This is a genomic window from Streptomyces rishiriensis, assembly GCF_003112535.1.
GTDB lineage: Bacteria > Actinomycetota > Actinomycetes > Streptomycetales > Streptomycetaceae > Streptomyces > Streptomyces rishiriensis.
On the sequence record NZ_BEWA01000023.1, the window covers coordinates 20,365 to 41,600 of the forward strand.

The 21,236-nt window shown below is 72.6% G+C and carries 14 protein-coding genes; 10 read left to right on the forward strand and 4 right to left on the reverse strand.

Annotated elements, in window-relative coordinates; translation table 11 throughout:
• Window positions 1-4: 4 nt before the first annotated feature.
• Together Sri02f_RS33665 and Sri02f_RS33670 are read left to right on the forward strand one after the other, a co-directional pair.
• The gene (locus tag Sri02f_RS33665; RefSeq protein WP_109005116.1) at window positions 5-613 is read left to right on the forward strand and encodes a flavin reductase family protein; all 609 of its coding nucleotides are present in this window, start codon (window positions 5-7) and stop codon (window positions 611-613) included.
• A gap of 24 nt (window positions 614-637) precedes the next feature.
• Window positions 638-1,006 carry a hypothetical protein gene (locus Sri02f_RS33670; RefSeq protein ID WP_109005117.1) on the forward strand — a complete coding sequence of 123 codons (369 nt, stop codon included), beginning with the start codon at window positions 638-640 and terminating at the stop codon, window positions 1,004-1,006.
• Between the two features lie 126 nt (window positions 1,007-1,132).
• On the opposite strand, the gene Sri02f_RS33675 is transcribed toward Sri02f_RS33670, so the two are convergent.
• A complete protein-coding gene (locus Sri02f_RS33675) occupies window positions 1,133-6,310 on the reverse strand; it encodes a family 43 glycosylhydrolase (protein WP_109005118.1) in 5,178 nt (1,725 codons plus the stop codon).
• Between the two features lie 404 nt (window positions 6,311-6,714).
• Between Sri02f_RS33675 and Sri02f_RS33680 the strand changes: the two genes are divergently transcribed.
• From Sri02f_RS33680 to Sri02f_RS33690, 3 genes are all read left to right on the forward strand, one after another.
• Window positions 6,715-10,089 carry a pyruvate carboxylase gene (locus tag Sri02f_RS33680; protein WP_218029915.1) on the forward strand — a complete coding sequence of 1,125 codons (3,375 nt, stop codon included), beginning with the start codon at window positions 6,715-6,717 and terminating at the stop codon, window positions 10,087-10,089.
• 210 nt (window positions 10,090-10,299) lie between these two features.
• The gene (locus Sri02f_RS33685) at window positions 10,300-11,403 is read left to right on the forward strand and encodes a M23 family metallopeptidase (RefSeq protein ID WP_109005120.1); all 1,104 of its coding nucleotides are present in this window, start codon (window positions 10,300-10,302) and stop codon (window positions 11,401-11,403) included.
• Between the two features lie 228 nt (window positions 11,404-11,631).
• A complete protein-coding gene (locus tag Sri02f_RS33690; RefSeq protein WP_109005121.1) occupies window positions 11,632-12,351 on the forward strand; it encodes an FAD binding domain-containing protein in 720 nt (239 codons plus the stop codon).
• A 24-nt stretch (window positions 12,352-12,375) separates the two neighbouring features.
• On the opposite strand, the gene Sri02f_RS33695 is transcribed toward Sri02f_RS33690, so the two are convergent.
• Together Sri02f_RS33695 and Sri02f_RS33700 are read right to left on the reverse strand one after the other, a co-directional pair.
• Entirely contained in the window at window positions 12,376-13,407 is a 1,032-nt protein-coding gene (locus Sri02f_RS33695) for a DUF6745 domain-containing protein (RefSeq protein WP_307721060.1), read from the reverse strand.
• A 49-nt stretch (window positions 13,408-13,456) separates the two neighbouring features.
• A complete protein-coding gene (locus Sri02f_RS33700) occupies window positions 13,457-13,783 on the reverse strand; it encodes a DUF8820 family protein (RefSeq protein WP_109005122.1) in 327 nt (108 codons plus the stop codon).
• A 172-nt stretch (window positions 13,784-13,955) separates the two neighbouring features.
• On the opposite strand from Sri02f_RS33700, the gene Sri02f_RS33705 reads away from it, so the two are divergent.
• The 5 genes from Sri02f_RS33705 to Sri02f_RS33725 are packed head-to-tail and all read left to right on the forward strand — an operon-like array spanning window position 13,956 to window position 19,192.
• A complete protein-coding gene (locus Sri02f_RS33705; protein WP_109005123.1) occupies window positions 13,956-14,912 on the forward strand; it encodes an STM4015 family protein in 957 nt (318 codons plus the stop codon).
• Window positions 14,893-16,020, forward strand: a complete 1,128-nt coding sequence (locus Sri02f_RS33710) for an STM4014 family protein (protein ID WP_109005124.1) — start codon at window positions 14,893-14,895, stop codon at window positions 16,018-16,020. Before Sri02f_RS33705 ends, Sri02f_RS33710 begins: the two co-directional genes overlap by 20 nt.
• 7 nt (window positions 16,021-16,027) lie before the next feature.
• On the forward strand, window positions 16,028-16,870 hold the full coding sequence (locus Sri02f_RS33715; protein ID WP_174855764.1) for an STM4013/SEN3800 family hydrolase: 843 nt from the start codon (window positions 16,028-16,030) through the stop codon (window positions 16,868-16,870).
• Window positions 16,867-18,216, forward strand: a complete 1,350-nt coding sequence (locus Sri02f_RS33720) for an STM4012 family radical SAM protein (RefSeq protein WP_109005126.1) — start codon at window positions 16,867-16,869, stop codon at window positions 18,214-18,216. Before Sri02f_RS33715 ends, Sri02f_RS33720 begins: the two co-directional genes overlap by 4 nt.
• A 10-nt stretch (window positions 18,217-18,226) precedes the next feature.
• A complete protein-coding gene (locus tag Sri02f_RS33725) occupies window positions 18,227-19,192 on the forward strand; it encodes an STM4011 family radical SAM protein (protein WP_109005127.1) in 966 nt (321 codons plus the stop codon).
• Here the strand turns inward: Sri02f_RS33725 and Sri02f_RS33730 are convergent.
• The gene (locus Sri02f_RS33730) at window positions 19,173-21,200 is read right to left on the reverse strand and encodes an RICIN domain-containing protein (RefSeq protein ID WP_109005128.1); all 2,028 of its coding nucleotides are present in this window, start codon (window positions 21,198-21,200) and stop codon (window positions 19,173-19,175) included. The genes Sri02f_RS33725 and Sri02f_RS33730 overlap by 20 nt on opposite strands.
• Between the last annotated feature and the right edge of the window lie 36 nt (window positions 21,201-21,236).

Sequence of the window (21,236 nt, forward strand, 5' to 3'; positions counted from 1 at the left end):
TGACATGCGCATCGACCACGATCCCGGGGCCCTCGGCGCGAGCGCCTTCTACCGCCTGCTCACGGCGGTCGTCGTACCCCGGCCGATCGCCTGGGTGTCGACCCTGACGGCGGACGGTCTCACCGCCAACCTCGCCCCGCACTCGTTCTTCACCGTCGCCTGCACCGACCCGCCGATCGTCCAGTTCACCTCCGTCGGGCGCAAGGACACGCTGCGCAACGTCGAGGCCACCGGCGAGTTCGTGGTCAACCTCGCGCCCGAGGAGCTCTTCGAGCAGATCAACGCCACCGGAGTCGACTTCCCCGCACACGAGGGCGAGTTCGACGCGGTCGGCATCGAGCGGGAGCCCTCGCTGCGGGTGGCACCGCCGCGGGTGGCCGCCTCGCCCGTGGCCCTGGAGTGCAGGCTGCACTCGACCTTGCGCATCGGCGGCTCCACGCTGGTCCTGGGCGAGGTCGTGCACGCGGCCGTACGGGAGGACGTGATCGTCGACGGCCATCCCGACATCCGGCGGCTGCGGCCGCTGTCCCGGCTGGGCCGCGACGAATGGGGCGCCGTCGGCGAGGTCCGCGACCTCGCACGCATCGCCTACCGCGACTGGCCGCCGGCCTGAGCGGTCCGGCCCTATGCTCGGAGCATGAGGAGACCTGTCACGAAGTGCGAGGGCGCCGGGGGTTCTCCGCGTTCCCTGTGGTCGAGCGGCTCGGTGCTGTCGGTCGGCTCGGTCGGCTCGTTCCTCTCCGTCGGCTCCGTGGGCAGCTGCCTCTCGGTCGCCTCGGTCGGCGGCTTCCTGTCGGTGGGCTCGGTCGGTTCCGCCATGTCCGTCGCCTCGGTGGGCTCATGGCTCAGCGCCGGCTCGGTGTTGTCCGCCCGCTCGGCCGGCTCCGTGCTGTCCTGGCGCTCCCGCGGCGGCGTCCGTGCGGCCGGCGCGGCGGCCACGGTCGCCGGTGCGGTCCTGCTGTACACATGGACGTCCGGCCGAAGCCGTCCCCCGCGCCGACCGTGAGGAGCCGTTCCCGCGGGCAGCGTCCCGAACGCCGCCGGGTCCCCCGTGCAAAGGGATGGGCCCCCTGCGGTGGCAGGGGGCCCATGATGCCGACCGCCCGGCACGGTCAGGCGCCGGGCTGGTCCGCTAGCGGTGGCGCAGCCCGATCGTGATCACGCCGGTGATCCTGGTGATGACGCCGGTGTCGTGGACGACCTTCCCGTCGGACGTCTTCCAGATCTTGATGTGGAAGGTGTCCGGGCCGTCCGTGGCGGTGACGCGGAAGCTGTAGCCGCTCTTGCCGTTGACGGTGCCGGAGCCCTGGAGGACGGCCCGGTTGCCGGACACCACGAGCCAGTCGAGGTGTCCGGACCGGAACTTCAGGGCCGCCGGCTTCAGGGTGAAGGCGACCGCGCCGGCCGGGGCGGTCGCCCCCGGCAGATACCCGGCCGAGACGGAGAAGAACGGCTTGCCCCGGGACGCGGAGAGGCCCGCGCCCACCACCGGCCCGGCCGCCCGGTCGTACACGATCACCTCGGGCAGCGTCGTGGTGCCCGTGCCGCCGTCGTCGTCCTTGACGGTGATCACCGGATGGAAGACGCCCGCCGCGGCGTAGACGTGCTCGGCGCGGCAGCCGGTCGCGGTGACCGTGCCGGCGACCGGCCTGCCGCCGTCCTTCCAGTCGACGGTGCAGGTGTGGGTGTCACCGGCGCCCGGGTCGGCGATCCGGGCGGTGACGACCGCCCGCCGGCCTGCCGGCACCGGCGAGGACGGACCGGCGGCGGAGGTGATCGAGGGCGCCGCGTTGGCCACCGTGACGACGGCCGTGTCGGTGCTGCGGCCCCCGGTCAGGGTGAGGGTGAACGTGCCGTTGTCGGTGCAGGTGACCGACGTGCGGGCGGCGGTCGGGGCCGCGACCGTGCAGGGCGCGTCCTTCTGCACGGTCCACTTCGCGCTGCCCGCCCCCGAGAGCGTGCCGTCCAGAGCGATCGCGGAGCCCTCCACGCCCCGGGCGTCCGGCCCGGCGTGCACGATGGTGACCGGGTCGACGCCGGTGAGGGTGGGCACGACCTTCTTGATCAGACCGTCGGCGTCGAACTCCAGCCTGTCGACGGCGGTCTCACGGTGGGTGCCGTCACCGCCGGGGATCGCGAAGCGGTGGTAGGCGATGTACCAGTCGTCCGTGCCCGGCACCTGGACCACCGAGTGGTGGCCGGTGCCCTTGATGCCGAGGGAGAGGTCCTTCTCCAGGATCACGCCCCGCTTGGTCCACGGACCGGTGGGGGAGGGGCCGGTGGCGTAGGCGACGCGGTAGTTCTCGTCGCGGGTGTCGTTCTCCGACCACATGAAGTAGTAGACGCCCTTGCGCTTGACGACGAACGCGCCCTCGTTGAAGCCGCTCGGGGTGATGTCCTTGACCTTCGCGGTGTCGACCGAGGTCATGTCGGCGTTCAGCGGGACGACGTACCCGTGGCCGTTGCCGAAGTACAGGTAGGACTGGCCGTCGTCGTCGGTGAAGGCCGCCGGGTCGATCATCTGGCCGGGGAACTGGCCCGCCTTCAGCAGGGGCTTGCCGAGGGCGTCCTTGAACGGGCCGGTGGGGGAGTCGGAGACGGCGACGCCGATGTTGGCGTCGGCGCAGAAGTAGAAGTAGTACTTGCCGTTCTTCTCGGCGATCGTCGGCGCCCAGGCCCTGCTGTCCGCCCAGCTCACGTCCGGCCCCAGGTCGAGGATGACGCCGTGGTCGGTCCAGTGCACCAGGTCGGTCGAGGAGTACGCCTTGAACTGCGTGCCGCTCCAGCCGTCGAAGCCGTCGGTGGTCGGGTAGATGTAGAAGGTGTCGCCGAAGCGGACGATGTTCGGGTCGGCGTTGAGCCCCGGCAGGACCGGGCTCTTCATGATCAGCGCCGACACGGTCCAGGTGCGCTTCTTGCCGTCGGAGCCGGTCACCTCGTACGTCACCGGCTTGCTGAAGTCGCGCAGGGTGCCCGAGGCCGGGCTGATGCCGGCGCCGTGGGCCAGGGTGAACTGCGGCGCCAGGGCGGTGACGTCGCTGCCCTCGGTCAGCGGCAGGACGACCGTGCTGTTCTTGTCGTCGATCAGCGCGTCCACCTTCAGCGCCGGGTGGGTCGCCGCGGCGATGCCGGTGGTGTTGCCGGCGAGCTCCAGGACCTCGGCGGGCGTCAGGGCCCGGTTGTAGATCCGGAAGTCGTCGACCTCGCCGGCGAAGTACGGGTCCGGGGAGTACAGCGACTTGCCGATGTAGCCCGAGGCGTCCTTGGCCGAGTCGTACAGTTCGGACGGCTTGACGGTGACGCCGTTCACGCGGGCGACTTCGGCGCCGTCCAGGTAGAGGACCGCCGTCTGGGTCGCCCCGTCCAGGGTGACGGTGAGGTGCTTCCACTCGCCCGGGGTGAGCTGCGAGCCGCCGATCATCTGCTTCTCGCCGGACCAGGTGGCCTTCGTGATCGCGGAGAACAGCTTGCCGCCGCCGTTGGAGGGAGTGGCGAACAGGTACCTGTCGCTGTCGGGGCCCAGCCCGAACAGCCACTGGAAGTTGTCGCCTCCCTTCCACTTGACGTAGGTGGAGACGGTGACGCTGTCCACGTCCTTGAGCACCCCGTTGGGGATCTTCACGTACGGCGAGTCGGAGGTGCTGGAGCCGCCGGACATCTTGAACGAACCGCCGTGGACGCCGGTCCCGAAGGCGGGCGTACGGACGTAGGTACCGTGGTAGCCGTGGCCGCTGGAGTCACGGACGATGTTGCCGCCGCTCTCGTCGAAGCCGTAGTGCAGGAGCAGGTCGGCGGGGACGTCCGGGCCCTCGGCGGAGACCGTGACCGTGGCGTGGACCTCGATCGCCGCGTCGCCCGGCAGATCGCCCTTCACCGTGAAGGAGCCGGCCTGCGCGTACTGCGACGCCGCCACGTTCTCCCAGGTGACGGTGACGGGCCGCTTGGCGCCGTCGGCGTACTCGGCGATCACGGTGGCCGGCAGCACCGGCGCCTCGCCGATCCGTGTCTTCACCGGCACGTCCTCGACGCCGGTGACGATCTGGTCCGGCTGGTAGGCGCGCAGCAGCCGGTCGTACTCGGCCTGCGTCACCGGCAGGACGGTTCCGTGGCGCGGCTTCGACGGCAGGTCGTAGCCGGTGGACGGGGTCCAGACGCCGGAGGCGAGGTCCTTCGTCTCGAACGGGATGTAGCCCCGGCCGCCGAACTCGTCGAGGAAGGCGTACCACTTCTCCTCGGTGTTGGACTTGAAGACGAGCGGCCCCTCGGCCGCGTTCATCGCGCCCTTGCCGATGCCCTCGGCGACCGGGTCCCAGGAGCGGTTCAGCAGCGAGTCGCTCTTCTCCTCGAAGATGAACTTGCTGTTGGGGGTGGAGGAGGTGTTGTTGCGCTCGTCCTTCGACAGGCGGAAGTACGTGCCGTCGTGCTGGATCACCGTGGAGTCGATGACCGAGTAGCCGCGGTCGATCCAGACCTTGGGCTCGCTGAAGGTGTAGAAGTCGCGGGTGGTGGCGTACATCATCCGGTTGTAGGTGTCACCCGAGTGCGCGGGGTTGTCGTACAGCTTCGACGCCCAGAACACCACGTACTGACCGAGCCGGGAGTCGTAGTACGCCTCCGGGGCCCAGGTGTTGCCGGCGCTGTCCGGGGAGACCTTCACCAGACGCTGGTCCGTCCAGTGGACGAGGTCGGTGGACTCCCACACCATGATGGACTTGCTGCCGCTGCGCTGCGAGCGGTCCCAGTCGCCGTTGCCGTAGATCCTGAGGTCGGTGGCGATCTGGTAGAACTTGTCGCCCTCGGGGGAGCGGATGATGAACGGGTCGCGCAGGCCCTTCTCGCCGAGCGTGGAGGTCAGGACGGGCTTGCCGTCGTTGAGCTCCCGCCACTTCAGGGGGTCGTCGCCCTTGCTGAGGGCCGCGTAGAGCTGCTCGCCGTCCGCGGTGCCCTCGCCGGTGAAGTAGCTGAACATGTAGCCCTTGAGGGCTTCCTTCACGGGGAGTTCGGGGACCTTCGCGGTGAACGTGCGGGTCGTCGTCGCGTCGCCCTTGGCCACGGTCGCGGTCAGGTCGGCCGTGGTGGCGCCGGCGCCGTGCGCGGGACGGTGGACCACGCCGTCGGAGGAGACGACGTCCTCCTTCGCGGAGGACCAGGTCACGGTGGTGCCGTACGCACCCGTCGCGGGAAGGGTGAGGTTGCCGCGGGCGTCGTCCAGGTTGTGGACGGTGAGGGCCTCGGCGGCCTGGGCGGTGGCGGCCTTGTCGTCGAGGGCCGGCAGGACCGTGACGTCGAAGGACCGGGTGGCGGAGACGGAGCCCTTCCTGAGGGTCGCGGTGAGCGTGGCGTGGCCCTCGGGTTCGCCCGCGGCGGGCCGGGTCACCTTGCCCGCGTCGGACACCACGTCGGTGTCGTCGCTGGACCAGGTGATGAGGGAGCCGCCGGCCGGACCGGTCGCCGGCAGGGTCAGGTCGGCGGTGACGGCGCTCGTGTCGCCGAGGTCCAGGGCGGCCTTGTCGTCGGCGACGCCCTGCGTGGCCACGGGCAGGGAGAGCTGCTCGACCTCGCCGGCGTCCAGTGCGCGGTCGTACACGCGGAAGTCGCGCATGCTTCCCTTGAAGAGCCGGTCGCCCGAGTAGACGGACTTGCCGATGGCGTTGGCCGTGGTCGTGCCCGAGCCGATCGCGCCGGGGGTGATGGTCACCGACGTGTTGCGGGCCACCTCCACGCCGTCCTCGTACAGCACGCCCGTGGTGCCGGACTGGGTGTACGCGAGGTGCTTCCACACGGCGCGGGTCAGGTTGTGGGAGTCGGCGGGCTTGGTGTTCTGCTCGGTCGACCAGTTGCCGGTCGCGATGGAGGTGCGCAGGGAGTTGCCCGTGGTGAACAGGTATCCGTTGCCGTTGCCCGCGCTGGTGTTGCCGAAGCCGTAGAGGAAGTACGGGGTTGCCTGGGCGGCGTCCATCTTCACGTCCATCGCGACGCTGATCGACGTCATGCCCTTCATCACGTCGTTCGGCACCTTGACGTAGGTGTCCGAGCCGTTGAAGGAGAGACCCTGGCCGGACGAGGACCAGTCGGCGGCGCCGTTGACCGTGCCGTCCAGGCCGTGGCCGGACGCGTCGGGGACCGTCGTGCCGGAGGCGCCGTCGAGCTTGTACCAGAGGGCCAGGCCGTCGGTGACGTCGGCGGCCTCCGTGGCCCGCGCGGGAATCGCCGTCCCGGCCAGGCCCACGAGCAGGGACATGGCGGTCAGTGCGGCCAGTCGGCCGGCCCCCTGTCGCGTGCGGCCGCGGAGTCGATGTCTGTGCGCCATGGGGGACCGCCGTTTCAAGCGTGTGACGTGATGTTGCAGGAGTGTCAAACGGTGTGCATGGCCGCGTCAAGAGTTCTCGAACGATGTCCGGCAGGTCGAACGAATAAGGGGCGACGGACGGGCGGCGGACGGCCTCGGGAGGGGGGAACGGCACGGCCGCCGTCCGGCCGGGCGGACGCCCGCCGCGAAGCTGTCCGACGGCGTGCGCGGGATGCCCGACCCGGTCACCGTCAAGCGCCGGCGGGCAGACGGACCGAGGATCAAAGCGACCTGAGCGGTCGTCGGCCGCGACCGGAGGCGGTCCGATCGAGCGAGACATGCGGTGAGTGGCCCGACTCACATGGCCAACACGGTCACCCACCGCCACGATGGGTCCCGTCACCGGCAGGCTGAAGGGGTCCACGATGTTCCGCAAGGTGCTGGTCGCCAACCGTGGTGAGATCGCGATCCGTGCGTTTCGCGCCGGCTACGAGCTGGGCGCGCGCACGGTCGCCGTCTTCCCGCACGAGGACCGCAATTCGCTGCACCGGCTCAAAGCCGACGAGGCGTACGAGATCGGAGAGCAGGGGCACCCCGTCCGCGCCTATCTCTCCGTCGAGGAGATCGTCGGCGCCGCCCGACGGGCCGGCGCGGACGCCGTCTACCCCGGCTACGGGTTCCTCTCCGAGAACCCCGAACTCGCCCGCGCCTGCGAGGAGGCGGGCATCACCTTCGTCGGCCCCGACGCCCGCACCCTCGAACTGACGGGCAACAAGGCCAGGGCCGTGGCCGCGGCCCGCGAGGCCGGCGTGCCCGTCCTCGGCTCGTCCGCGCCCTCCAACGACGTCGACGAACTGGTGCGGGCCGCCGAGGAGATCGGCTTCCCCGTGTTCGTCAAGGCGGTCGCGGGCGGCGGCGGACGCGGCATGCGCCGGGTCGAGGACCCGGCCGTGCTGCGCGAGTCCATCGAGGCGGCCTCCCGTGAGGCCGCGTCCGCGTTCGGCGACCCCACCGTCTTCCTGGAGAAGGCCGTCGTCGACCCCCGTCACATCGAGGTGCAGATCCTCGCCGACGGCGAGGGCGACGTCATCCACCTCTTCGAGCGGGACTGCTCGCTGCAGCGCCGCCACCAGAAGGTCATCGAGATGGCCCCCGCGCCCGACCTCGACCCGCAGCTGCGCGAGCGGATCTGCGCCGACGCGGTGCGCTTCGCCCGTCAGATCGGCTACCGCAACGCCGGCACCGTCGAGTTCCTCCTCGACCCCGCCGGCAACCACGTCTTCATCGAGATGAACCCCCGCATCCAGGTCGAGCACACGGTGACCGAGGAGGTCACCGACGTCGACCTGGTCCAGGCCCAGCTGCGCATCGCCGCCGGCGAGACGCTCGCCGACCTCGGCCTGTCGCAGGAGACGGTCACCCTGCACGGCGCGGCGCTGCAGTGCCGTATCACCACGGAGGACCCCGCCAACGGGTTCCGCCCCGACACCGGCCGTATCAGCGCCTACCGTTCCCCGGGCGGCTCCGGCATCCGCCTCGACGGCGGCACCACCCACGCGGGCACGGAGATCAGCGCCCACTTCGACTCGATGCTGGTCAAACTCACCTGCCGGGGCCGCGACTTCCCGACCGCGATCGGACGGGCCCGGCGCGCCGTCGCCGAGTTCCGCATCCGCGGCGTGGCCACCAACATCCCGTTCCTGCAGGCCGTCCTCGACGACGCCGACTTCCAGGCCGGACGCGTCACCACGTCGTTCATCGAGCAGCGGCCCCATCTGCTGACCGCACGCTCGTCGGCCGACCGCGGCACCAAGCTGCTCACCTACCTCGCCGACGTCACGGTGAACAAGCCGCACGGCGAGCGTCCCCAGCTGATCGACCCGACGTCCAAGCTGCCCGCGACGCCCGCGGGCGAGCCGCCCGCGGGCTCCCGCCAGCGCCTGGTCCACCTCGGCCCCGAGGGCTTCGCCCGCTGGCTGCGCGAGTCGCCCACCATCGGCGTCACCGACACCACCTTCCGCGACGCCCACCAGTCCCTGCTCGCCACCCGCGTGCGCACCAAGGACCTGCTCGCCTCGGCCCCGCTGGTCGCCCGCACCCTGCCCCAGCTGCTGTCCCTGGAGTGCTGGGGCGGCGCCACCTACGACGTCGCCCTGCGCTTCCTCGCCGAGGACCCGTGGGAGCGGCTGGCCGCCCTGCGCGAGGCCGTCCCCAACATCTGCCTGCAGATGCTGCTGCGCGGCCGCAACACCGTCGGCTACACCCCGTACCCGACCGAGGTGACCGACGCGTTCGTGCAGGAGGCCGCGGCCACCGGCATCGACGTCTTCCGCATCTTCGACGCGCTCAACGACGTCGGTCAGATGCGGCCCGCCATCGACGCCGTACGGGAGACGGGCACGGCGGTCGCCGAGGTCGCCCTGTGCTACACCTCCGACCTGTCCGACCCGAACGAGCGCCTCTACACCCTCGACTACTACCTGCGGCTCGCCGAGCAGATCGTCGAGGCCGGCGCACACGTCCTGGCCGTCAAGGACATGGCGGGCCTGCTGCGCGCCCCGGCCGCCGCGAAGCTCGTCTCCGCGCTGCGCCGTGAGTTCGACCTGCCGGTGCACCTGCACACCCACGACACCGCGGGCGGCCAGCTCGCCACCTACCTCGCCGCGATCCAGGCGGGCGCGGACGCCGTCGACGGCGCCGTGGCCTCCATGGCGGGCACGACCTCGCAGCCCTCGCTGTCGGCGATCGTCGCCGCGACCGACCACTCCGAACGGCCCACCGGCCTCGACCTCCAGGCCGTCGGCGACCTGGAACCGTACTGGGAGGGCGTCCGCCGGATCTACGCCCCCTTCGAGGCGGGCCTGGCCTCGCCGACCGGGCGCGTCTACCACCACGAGATCCCCGGTGGGCAGCTCTCCAACCTGCGCACCCAGGCCGTCGCGCTCGGCCTCGGCGACCGCTTCGAGGACATCGAGGCGATGTACGCGGCCGCCGACCGCATCCTCGGCCATCTGGTCAAGGTCACCCCGTCCTCCAAGGTGGTCGGCGACCTCGCTCTGCACCTGGTCGGCGCGGGCGTGTCACCCGAGGACTTCGAGGCGGAGCCGGACCGCTTCGACATCCCCGACTCCGTCATCGGCTTCCTGCGCGGCGAGCTCGGCACCCCGCCCGGCGGCTGGCCCGAGCCGTTCCGCAGCAAGGCGCTGCGGGGCCGCGCGGACGCCAAGCCCGTCCAGGAGCTGAGCACCGAGGACCGCGAGGGCCTGGAGAAGACCCGCCGCACCACCCTGAACCGGCTGCTCTTCCCCGGCCCGACGCGTGACTTCGAGGACCACCGCCAGGCCTACGGCGACACCAGCGTGCTCGACAGCAAGGACTTCTTCTACGGTCTGCGCCCGGGCACGGAGTACGCCGTCGACCTGGAGCCGGGCGTGCGGCTCCTGATCGAGCTGCAGGCCATCGGCGAGGCGGACGAACGGGGTATGCGCACCGTGATGTCGTCCCTCAACGGCCAGCTGCGGCCCATCCAGGTGCGGGACAAGGCGGCGGCCTCCGACCTGCCGGTCACGGAGAAGGCCGACCGGGGCGACGCCGGGCATGTCGCCGCGCCGTTCGCCGGCGTGGTCACGCTGGCGGTCGCCGAGGGCGACGAGGTGGAGGCCGGCGCGACGATCGCCACCATCGAGGCGATGAAGATGGAGGCCACGATCACCGCACCGAAGGCCGGCCGGGTCGGCAGGCTCGCCATCAACCGCATCCAGCAGGTGGAGGGCGGCGACCTGCTCGTCGTCGTGGACTGAGCCGAGCGCCGCCGGCGATCACTCGCCGGCGGCGAGGCGCGCGCATGTCTCCGCCCCCCGAACCTGCTGCCCCGCAACGGCTGTTGCCCGCAGGGGCAGCAGGTCTGCCCTTCCGTCCGGTGACGTACGGCGGGCCTGCGGCTACCGTCCGCTCGTGAACAACCGCACTCTCCCGCAGCGGCCGGTGACCGGTCGGCAGGACCACACCGCATGAGCGACGACCAAGCCGTCGAGGCGCCGCCCCAGCAGGCCGTGAGCTCTCCGCGACCGGTCGCGCCGCAACCCCGCCGACGCGGTCCGGGCCTCTTCACCGTCGTGGTCCTGCCCGCGCTGCTCGCCCTCTCCGCCGTGGCCGGCTTCCTCGCGCTGACCGGGGGACTGCCCGGCGACGAGGACGCAGGGGCAGACCCCCAGGGCGACGCAGCGGGCGGCGTCAACGCGACCTACGGCCCCTGGCTGCGCAGGTCCGCCGAGGCATGCTCGGTCGTCACCCCCTCCCTTCTCGCCGCCCAGATCGACCAGCTCACCGGCTTCGCCGACGAGACCACCGCCTCCGGCGAACAGGGCATCGCCGCCTTCACCGCCGCCGGCTGGCGCACCTGGGGCAAGGACGACGACGGCAACGGACACTCCTCGCCGCACGATCCCGCCGACGCGATCATGGCCCTCGGCCGCCAGGACTGCTCCCTCGCCCGGAAGATCACCGAGCTCAGGACCGACGGCGCCGTCAACGGCGACCTCGTGGACCTCACCCTCGCCGCCTACGCGGTCGGCACGGACGCCGTCGCGGACGCGGGCAAGGTCCCGGCCGCGGCCGGGACGTACCTCGGCGAGGTGAAGTCGCGGTTCGCGACCTACGCGGACTTCGACCGGGAGGACCCGGGCGGCGGCGCCGCCCCGGCGAACGCGATCCTCGCGGCGCCCACCACCACCCTCACCGTCACCTCGCCCTACGGCTCCCGCAAGCACCCGCTCACCGGCGTCACCAAACTCCACACCGGAACGGACTTCGGCGCGCCCCAGGGCGCCCAGGTTTCCGCCGCCCGCGACGGCCGGGTGGTGTTCGCGGCCATGACCAAGGCGTACGGCAACCGCGTCGTCGTCGACCACGGCCTCATCGACGGCAAACGCCTGGAGACGACCTACAGCCACCTCTCCCTGCTGCAGGTCACGGCCGGACAGGAGGTGCGGACCGGCGCTGCGATCGGGCGGGTCGGCTCCACCGGCCTGTCCACCGGCCCGCATCTGCACTTCGAGGTGATCTACGACGGCTACTACACCGATCCGCTGCCCTGGCTGGCGCCGAACGGCTGACGACCGCGCGATGCGACCGGGCCGGACGACCGGGAGGAGCGGGAGCCGGTTGCGGTGAGGTGACAGCCGGGGTCGGGAGAGGGGCGCCGCACCCCGTGGCGCCCGGTGCGGCCATGAGCCCTGCATGCGCCCCCGCGCGGCTGGGCAGAATCCGTTCTGCCATTGATCACGCGGGACGGACACGGACGCCGTCCTCCCCGAACTCCCAGGGAAGGCAGGTCGGTTGTCGTGCAGTTGCGTCTTCCCTCCTCGGTATCCGAAGCGCAGCGATGTCTGGCCGACGGAGCGGTGCCGGTAGGCGGCGCCACGCTGGTGTGGGCCGGCTGGCAGCGGGACGGCTTCCCCGAGCAGGCCGTGTCGCTGCGGAACCTGCCCGAGGCCAACACGGTCGGCCCCGAGGAACTGGGCGGGGCCGTGCCGCTGCATCGCGTCGACGCGACCGTGCCCGAGGTGCTGCACCGGGCGGCCTCCGGCGTGGGCACGGGCGCGGTGCGCCGGGCGGCCACGGTCGGCGGCAACATCGTCGGCAGCACCCTGCGCTGTCTGCTCCCGGCAGCCCTCGTGCTCGACGCCCGCGCCACCGTCCTGACGGCCGACGGGGTGTACGAGAGCGACCTGGCCGAGCTGCTGGCGAAACGTCATGTGCTGCTCGCCCTGCGCTGGCGCACGCCCCTGGCCAGCGGCTACCGCAAGCTGGACAGCGAGGCGGGCGGGCCCCCGCCGCTCGTGGTCGCCGTGGCGGTGCACGCGGACGGCGACGCCCCCGCCACGGTGCGCGTGGCGGTGCGCGACGGCTACGAGGTGTTCAGCGAGAGCACGCCGTACGGGGCCGGCGCCGAGCAGGTCCTGCGGAGCCTGGCGGCAGCGGGGTCGGCCGCCCTGCCCGCCCCGGCACAGGACGCCCTCCGCCGCGAAGTCACCGACGTGCTGGCCCGCGCAGCCGTCTGAGCCGGTCCCGCACGCCCCGAGGCGTCATGTCTGCACCACGGGTGCGTACGCCTCCGCCGACAGCCCGAACGTCCAGGCGACCCCCGCCCGCGCCGTACGGGTCGACGGCGGCACCCGCAGCCAGTAGGTGCGCCGCGTCCCGTCCGGCTCCGGCGTCGAGTTGAGGACCTCCACCATGACGACGGCCTCGTCGTCGGCCAGATCGACGCGCCACAGCGTGCCCGTCGCGTCCCGGTGGACGGGACGGGCGTCGGAGTCCGCCAGGTAGCGGTCGTAGCCGTAGTACTCGAGCATGACCCGGCGCAGCTCCGCGTTCTCCTCGCCCCGGATCCGTTCCGGGGTGAGCCGGGGCAGTTCGGCGAGGAACCCGGCCGGCACCGGCATCCCGCGCCAGGCGTACAGGGCGAACCCGTCGGGATAGGCCAGGGCCGGCCCGTCCCCGTGGTCGAGCCGGCCCGCCTCGTCGCGGTGCAGGGCGACGGGCCGTTCGCACACCACGGCCACGCGCGTGAACGGCCACCACCAGCCGGCGCTGCGGGCCACCGCGGCCAGCCCTTCGAGCGGGCTCCCGTCGGCCGGGAAGGCGGCGAGCCACGGCGCGTCGTGCTGCCCGAGCACGGCGTCGAGCAGCAGCAGCCGGACCTGTGCGGCCGCGCTCCCCGTGTCCCCGCCGGCCGGCTCCTCCAGCAGCCCGGCCCTGATCCGGTCGACGAGCGCCTGCGTCGAGTCCCACAGCCGGCCGCCGGTCGCCGCCCAGTGCGCCGCCCAGCCCGCCGCGCCCAACTCCGCGTGCAGCCGCGCCCGCTCACGCGCCCACGGCAGGCTCCGGACCGTGTCGCGCACGCTGGCGCCCAGGTCCTGCGACGCCCGGATCAGCGTGACCGCCTCGCGTGGCGAACCGGCCCACACTACCTCCTCCGGCTCGTCGAGCCCCGCCTGCCGGTAGGCCCGGCGGACGCCCGCCTCGGCGGCGGCGCGATCGGCCGCGCCGACGGCCGCCGCCGACGCGCGCCACGCCTGGACGCTCTCCTCGTCGAAGACGGCGGTCTTCCCCATGTCCATCGTCATCCGTCCCTCGCTGTCCGTCCCCTGGCCCGCCATCGGGTCAGTCCGCCACGATCCGCACCGCCCCCGGCACGTACTCCCGCTGCCGGATCACCCGGTACCACCCCTCGGGCAGCGCGATCGCCGCGTGCTCCTCGTGGACGACCCGGCCGCCCCGGGGCAGATGCAGCAGCAGCGGACCGAACGGGCCCGGCTCCCGCACCAGATCACCCGGTCCGACGACCGCGTGCGCATGCCCGGTGACCTCGCCCAGGGCCAGCACCAGCCGGCCCCGCGCGTCCCGGCGCTCCCTCGGCGCCGCGGCGACGTGCGACGGCACCGCCTCCTCGGCGACGGGCACGATCAGCACGTCTCCCTGCCGGTACATGGCTCTCCCCTCCCGCCGGGTGCACCGCGCACCGGCCCCATGACCACGACCGTACGGCCCGGCACTGACAACGCCCTCGAACCGAGCCCCCGCCGACGGGCGGTGTCAGTGCCTGTTGGTAGAACTGCGGACACATCACGGACCGCACACTTTTCCTCCTGGGAGCAGCCGTATGACCATCGGCCACCACCTCGACGCGCTGCACGGGCTGCCCGCCTACACGTTCCCCGGCCCCGAGCACCGGCCCCGGCCGGTCGAACCGGACGCGGTGGCCTGGCGCGTCAGCGCCGACGTCTACGACGCGAACGAGAACTGGACGGACGCGTTCGCCCGCTTCTGCGCCACCGTCGACACCACCCGTGTGCGGGCACTGACAGTCGGCGCCTGGGAGGAGGCCTACGACACGGCCCCGACCTCCGTCATCGAGGCCCTCACGGCCGCCCGGGACCGCCTCCCCGCGCTGCGGGCGCTGTTCCTCGGCGACATGGTGGGGGAGGAGTGCGAGATCTCCTGGATCAACCAGAGCGACGTCACCCCCCTCCTGGCCGCCTTCCCCCGGCTGGAGGAGCTGGGCGTGCGCGGCGGGTCCGGGCTGCGGTTCCCCGCCCTGAGCCACGGCGCGCTGCGCCGGCTCGTGATCGAGACCGGCGGGCTGCCCGCGGAGGTCGTGCGCGGGGTCGGCGGCAGCGACCTGCCCGCGCTGGAGCACCTCGACCTGTGGCTCGGCACGCCCGAATACGGCGGCGACAGCGAGGCCGCGGACCTGGCGCCGATCCTGTCCGGCGCCCGGCTGCCGAACCTGCGCCATCTGGCCGTGCGCAACAGCGAGATGCAGGACGCCGTGGCCGCGGCCGTGGCGTCCGCGCCGGTGGTGGCGCGGCTGGAGGTGCTCGACCTCTCCATGGGCGTCCTGACCGACGAGGGCGCGGCCGCGCTGCTCGGCGGGCAGCCGCTCACCCATCTCAAGAAGCTCGACCTGCACCACCACTACCTGAGTGAGCCCCTGCTGGAGCGCGTCCGGCAGACCCTGGAGCCGGCCGGAGTCGAGGTCGCCCTCGACCGCGGCGACGCCGAGGAGGACGCCGAGGACGACGGCACCGTGTGGCGGTATGTCGCCGTCGGCGAGTGACGCGGGGGCGCGTTTCGCGGTGGTCGGCAACCCCGAGAACCGCCGGGCGGCGCTCTTCGCGGACGCGGTGCGCGCGGCCGGCCTGCCCGCTCCCCGCGTAGTGCCGTGGACCGACGTGCTCCGCGCCCGGGGAGCCGACTTCGACGGCGACGAGATCGTCCGGATCGACTCACCGGGCGAGAACCCCGAGGTCGACCGGATACTGCGCGGCGCCCAGGACCCCACCAGGGTCGAGGGCTCGGCTCGCTGGTACGCCCGCTTCACGGCGGCGGTGCGCGGTCTGCGCGGCGGCGTCCGCCTCGACGACCCCGACGACCTGGCCGTGCTGTTCGACAAGCGGCTCTGTCACGGCGTCCTCGAGGCCGCGGGCGTCCCCGTCCCCGCCTCGCCCACCTCCGGCCCGCGGGGGATCGCGGTGCGCGGCTGGGACGACGTGCGTGCGGCGATGCGCGAGCACCGCATGCCCCGGCTGTTCGTGAAGCCCGCGCACGGGTCCTCCGCGTCGGGCGTCCTGGCCGTCGAATCGGGCGGCGCGGGCCGCATCAGGGCCACGACCTCCGTGGAACGCGCCGCGGACGGCCGCCTGTACAACTCCCTCAGGGTGCGCCGTTACGAACGCGAACAGGACATCGCGGCCGTCGTCGACGCACTCGCCCCGGACGGACTGCACCTCGAACGCTGGCTGCCGAAGGCGTCCCAGGACGGCCGGGCCGCCGACCTCAGGGTCGTGGTGGTGGCGGGCCGTGCCACCCATGCGGTGGTCCGCACCAGCCGCTCGCCGCTCACCAACCTCCATCTGGGCGGCCGGCGGGGGGACTTGCGGGCCGCGCGCCAGGCGGTGGAGGCGGCGGGCGCGGACTGGGCCCATGTGCTGGGAGTGTGCGAGCGGGCCGCGGCCTGCTTCCCGCGCACCCTGTGCGTCGGCGTCGACCTGCTGCCGGCGGTCGGCTGGCGCAGCGCCGCGGTCGGCGAGGCCAACGCCTTCGGCGACCTGCTGCCCGGGCTCACGGGTCTGCCCGGCAGCGGAGCCGAGGGCCTCGACACCTACGGCGCCCAGGTGGCCGCCGTGCTGCACGACCGGAACGACAGAGGAACACCCCATGCCTGAGCCCGACATGAACGACGTCGTGGGCCGTCACGACATCCTCCTGGTCACCCTCGACACCCTGCGGTACGACGTGGCCGTGGAGCTCGCGGAGGCGGGCCGCATACCTCACCTGGCCCGTCACCTCCCCGGCGGCCGCTGGGAGAAGCGGCACGCTCCGGGCAGCTTCACCTACGCCTCCCACCAGGCGATCTTCGCCGGTTTCCTGCCGACTCCGGCGGCCCCCGGACCGCACCCGCGGTTGTTCGCGGCGAGCTTCGCGGGCAGCGAGACCACGGCGCGCGGCACCTATGTCTACGACACCCCCGATGTCGTCTCCGGCCTGGCCCGGCACGGCTATCACACGGTGTGCGTCGGGGGAGTGGGCTTCTTCAACCGGCAGGGCCCGCTGGGCTCGGTCCTGCCCGGCCTGTTCCAGGAGGCCCACTGGGAACCGGAGTTCGGCGTCACCTCGCCCCACTCCTTCGAGAACCAGATCGACCGCGTCGAGGAGGTCGTACGGCGACTCCCGGACGAGCGGCGGCTGTTCCTCTTCGTGAACGTCTCCGCGCTGCACCAGCCGAACTGGTTCCATCTGCCGGGCGCCACCCGCGAGGCGGGCGACAGCCGCGCGACGCACGCCGCCGCGCTGGAGTACGTGGACCGGCACATCGGGCGGCTCTTCGCCGCCGCGAGCAGCAGGCGCCGCTGTTTCGCGATCGTCTGCTCCGATCACGGCACCGCCTACGGCGACGACGGCTACACCGGGCACCGGCTCGGCCACGAGTCCGTGTGGACCGTCCCGTACGCCCACTTCTTCCTCGACCCCGCACCCCGTGACCCCGCCCCGCGCCCGACGGAGGCCGCCCGATGACCACCGCCGAGCCGACCACCGCCGTCAGCCCGTACCAGCACTACGTCTACGCCTACCCGCACAAGACCGCCTACCGCCCCCTCCCCGAACGCCCGCCCCTGCGCGAACTCTGGGCGGCCGAGCCGAAGGACGCGCTCTCCCTCTACCTGCACATACCGTTCTGCGAGGTCCGCTGCGGCTTCTGCAACCTCTTCACCCGCATCGGCGCGCCCGACGGCCTGACCGGCGCCTACCTGGACGCCCTGGAGCGACAGGCGACAGCCGTGCGCGAGGCGCTGGGGGAGACGGACCGGACCCGGTTCGCCACCGCGGCCTTCGGCGGCGGCACGCCCACCTTCCTCACCGCCGGTGAGCTGGAGCGCCTCTGCGACATCGCCGAGCACCGCATGGGGGCCGACCTGCGCGCGGTCCCGCTCTCCGTCGAGGCCTCGCCCGCCACGGCCACCGCCGACCGCCTGGCCGTCCTGGCCGAGCGCGGCGCCACCCGGATCAGCCTGGGCGTCCAGAGCTTCGTCGAGACCGAGGCCAGGGCCGCCGTACGGCCCCAGCGCCGCGCCGACGTCGAGACCGCCCTCGCCCGCATCCGCGACGCGCGCGTCCCGGTCCTCAACATCGACCTCATCTACGGCATCGACGGGCAGAGTGAGCAGAGCTGGCTGCGCTCCCTGGACGCGGCCCTGGCCTGGCGACCCGAGGAGCTCTACCTCTACCCGCTCTACGTCCGCCCCCTCACCGGCCTCGACCGCCGGGCCCCGGCGGGCCACGACCCGGCTTGGGACGAACAGCGCCTGACCCTGTACCGGACCGGTCGCGACCACCTCCTCGCGCACGGCTACCGCCAGCAGTCCATGCGGATGTTCCGTCGCGCCGACGCGCCGCCCCAGGGCCCCGACGACCACGCCTGCCAGACCGACGGCATGATCGGCCTCGGCTGCGGCGCCCGCTCCTACACGGCCGCACTGCACTACTCCTTCGACTACGCCGTCGGCATGCACGAGATCCGCGGCATCATCGACGACTACGTCTCCAGCGGCCCGGCCGACTTCGCCCGCGCCCAGGTCGGCTTCCGCATGGATCCGCGCGAGGCGCGCCGCCGCCACCTCCTGCAGTCCCTGCTCCAGGCCGAGGGGCTGCGCCTCGACGACTACCGGGCCCGCTTCGGGGGCGCGCCCGCCGACGACTTCGGCCCCGAACTCGGGCGACTCGCCGACCGCGGCTGGCTCACCGACGCCGGCCCGACGACCCTGCGGCTCACCCCCGAAGGGCTCGCCCACTCCGACGCCGTCGGCCCCGCCCTCTTCTCGCCGGCCGTGCGGACCGCCATGGCCGCCTACGAACGCAAGTGAGGCGGACGCCGTGGACCTGACCCTCCTCTACCGCGGTCCGCTCGCCTCCTGCGACTACGACTGCCCCTACTGCCCGTTCGCCAAGCGACGCGACTCGACCGCGCAGCTGCGCGCCGACCGGGCCGCGCTCGAACGGTTCGCCGTCTGGGCCGCGGCCCGGACCGAGGACCGGCTCTCCCTCCTCTTCACTCCCTGGGGCGAGGGCCTGGTCCGCTCCTGGTACCGGCGCACCCTGGCCGACCTCTCCCGCCTCCCGCACATCCGCCGCGTCGCGATCCAGACCAACCTCAGCTGCCGCACCGACTGGCTCGCCGAGGCCGACCCCGACACGCTGGCGCTGTGGTGCACCTACCACCCGGGCCAGACACCGTACGAGCGGTTCCTCGCCAAATGCCGGGACCTGACGGACCGGGGCATCCGCTTCAGCGTCGGCGTCGTCGGCCTCCCCGGCCATCTCGAAGCGGCCCGCCGCCTGCGCGCCGACCTGCCCGCACACGTCTACCTGTGGATCAACGCCGCCGAGGGGCACGTCTACGACGACGCCGACGCCGACCGGTGGACCGCCCTCGACCCGCTCTTCCCGTACAGCCGCCACCCGCACGCCAGCGCCGGCCTGCCCTGCCGCACCGGCGAATCGGTGATCTCGGTCGACGGGGACGGCACGGTCCGCCGCTGCCACTTCGTCCGCGCCGAACTCGGCAACCTCTACGACGGCTCGTACCGCGCAGCCCTGCGCCCCCGGGCCTGCCCGCTCGCCGTCTGCGACTGCCACATCGGCTACGTGCACCTGGAGACGCTCCCGCTGTACGACGTCTTCGCGGGCGGCGTCCTGGAACGCGTCCCGGCCGCGACGCCGCCCGTCGGCGCCGCGGAGCGCTCCGCCACCGCTTCCGCACAGCACTCCGCCCGTGTCGCGACGATCGCGACACGGGCGGAGACAGCGAACCGGCAGGACGCTACGGGGTCACGTCCGTGACCCTCCAGCGCTGGTTGGAGCCGGAGTTGGCCTGCCAGGTCGTCACGGCGGCGCCCTCGTTCGTCGCCTGGCCGCCGACTTCGAGGAGCCGTCCGGTGGCCGCGTTCACCAGGGTCCACGTGCCGTCGCCGGTGGTCGACATGATCCACTCGGTGGCGGGGTCACGCTTGCCGGTGTCGGGCTCGACCACCGGCACGTCGTCGCGGACGGCGAGGCGCTTGCCCTCGGCCGGGTTGGCGAAGACGTAACGCTGGCGCGCGCCCTTGTCGCCGTGCCGGGCGTCCAGCTGCCACTGCTGCGCCGTGCTGCCGTTGGCCGACCCGATCACCAGGCTCGTGCCGTTGGCGGCGACGGTGACCGCCTTGCCGCTCTGCACGCCGGTCAGCGTGTAGGAGTGGCCCTTGCTGAACAGGCCGGCGTTCTTCGCGACTCCCGAGACGCCCCTGACGGCGAAGGAGGTCACGGACTGGGCGGGGACCGTGTACGTGGCCCTGCCGTCCACGACCTTGACCGGGGCCTGCTGCTTGAGCTTGCCGTCGGCGCTGGTCACGGTCGGCGTGACGGTCGCGTTGCCCTTGATGCTGCGGAACTTGGACAGGTCGAGGGTCACCGTGCGGGCCGCGGTGGTGGAGTTGACGTGGACGAGCGAGACGCCCTTGCCGTCCTCGGTCACGGCCGCGGCGCTGGAGGTGTCGTCCACCTTGATCAGCCTGTCGCCGGGCTTGATGAAGTGCGTGAAGTTGCGGGCGGTGTCGAACTTGGTGTTCGTGAAGATCGGGCACGACTGCAGGGTGTCCGTCTTGGTGCAGCTGAACGGCAGCTGGATCTCGCCCCAGTTGCCGCCCTTGGCGGACTCGCCGCCCGGCTTCATGTTGTCGTAGTCCTCGACCGGCTGCCAGAACACCCAGGCGCTGGGCTCCAGTTCCCGCAGGTCGTTCACCATCTGCTGGGCCAGCCCGAGACCGGGACGCATGTCGGTGAAGCTCTGCCCGTCGCCCCAGTCGCCCTCGACCTCGCTCATCCACAGCGGCTTGTCGGCGGCCTTGGCGAGGTCGCGCACGGTGGTGCGCTGCCCGGTGCCGTAGGTGTGGACGTTCATTTGGTCCACGAGGTCCTTGGCGGCCTGCGAGTAGGAGTTCCAGTTGGTGGCGAAGATGGACGGGTTGGTCTCGTCCATCGCCGATATGCCGGCCCTGACCTTGGCCTTCTTCAGCGCGGGCGCCAGCGCGGCGAGCACCTTCTGCTGGAGCTCGGGGCCGATGTGGGCGCCCTCCTGGCGGCCGCCGACGGGCAGGCCGTTCGCGTCGAGCCGGGTGCCCCAGTAGCCGGTGTTGGGCTCGTTGAAGGGGTCGATCGTGTCGACCTTGATGCCCTCGCCCTTCTCCAGCCGCTTCGTCGCACCCGCCAGATAGGCGGCGAAGTCGTCCACGGAGTCGGCCTTCAGCTGGTCGGTGTTGGCGTTGAAGCCGCCGGACACGTACCCGCTCTCCGTCATGAACCACGGCGGGGAGTTGCTGAACGCCTCCCAGTGGGTGATGTCCTTCTTGATGCGGTTCACCCACCACCGCTGGGTGGCGTCGGCCTCGGGGTTCCAGTCGGCCGGGTCGTCCGCGCTCCACCAGTCGGTGTCCGCGCGGGTGGTGCCCGCGGGCGCCTTCCACCAGCCCTGCACGGCGCCGCCGGCCCGCAGATAGTCCTTGACGTCCGGAGCGTTGCCGCCGCCGATGTTGTAGCGGGCGATGTTCAGCGCCAGGCCGTCGTCACCGAAGAGCAGCTTGGCGAGCTTCTCACGGACCGCCGGGGGGTAGTCGCCGGTGGCGTTGGCGAACCAGACCAGGCTGGTGCCCCAGCCCTCGAACTTCTCCTGCTGGTACGAGGGGTCCGGCGTCACCGTGACGGCGGCCTCGGCGTGCGCCTGCACGGGGACGCTCAAGAGCGCGGCCCCGGTGGCCAGTGCGGTGAGTGCGGCGGCCCCGAGGGTCCGTCTGGTGCGGGTACGGCGTGCCATGGGTGCTCCCAACTGCGGTGCGGTCGCTGTGGTGGG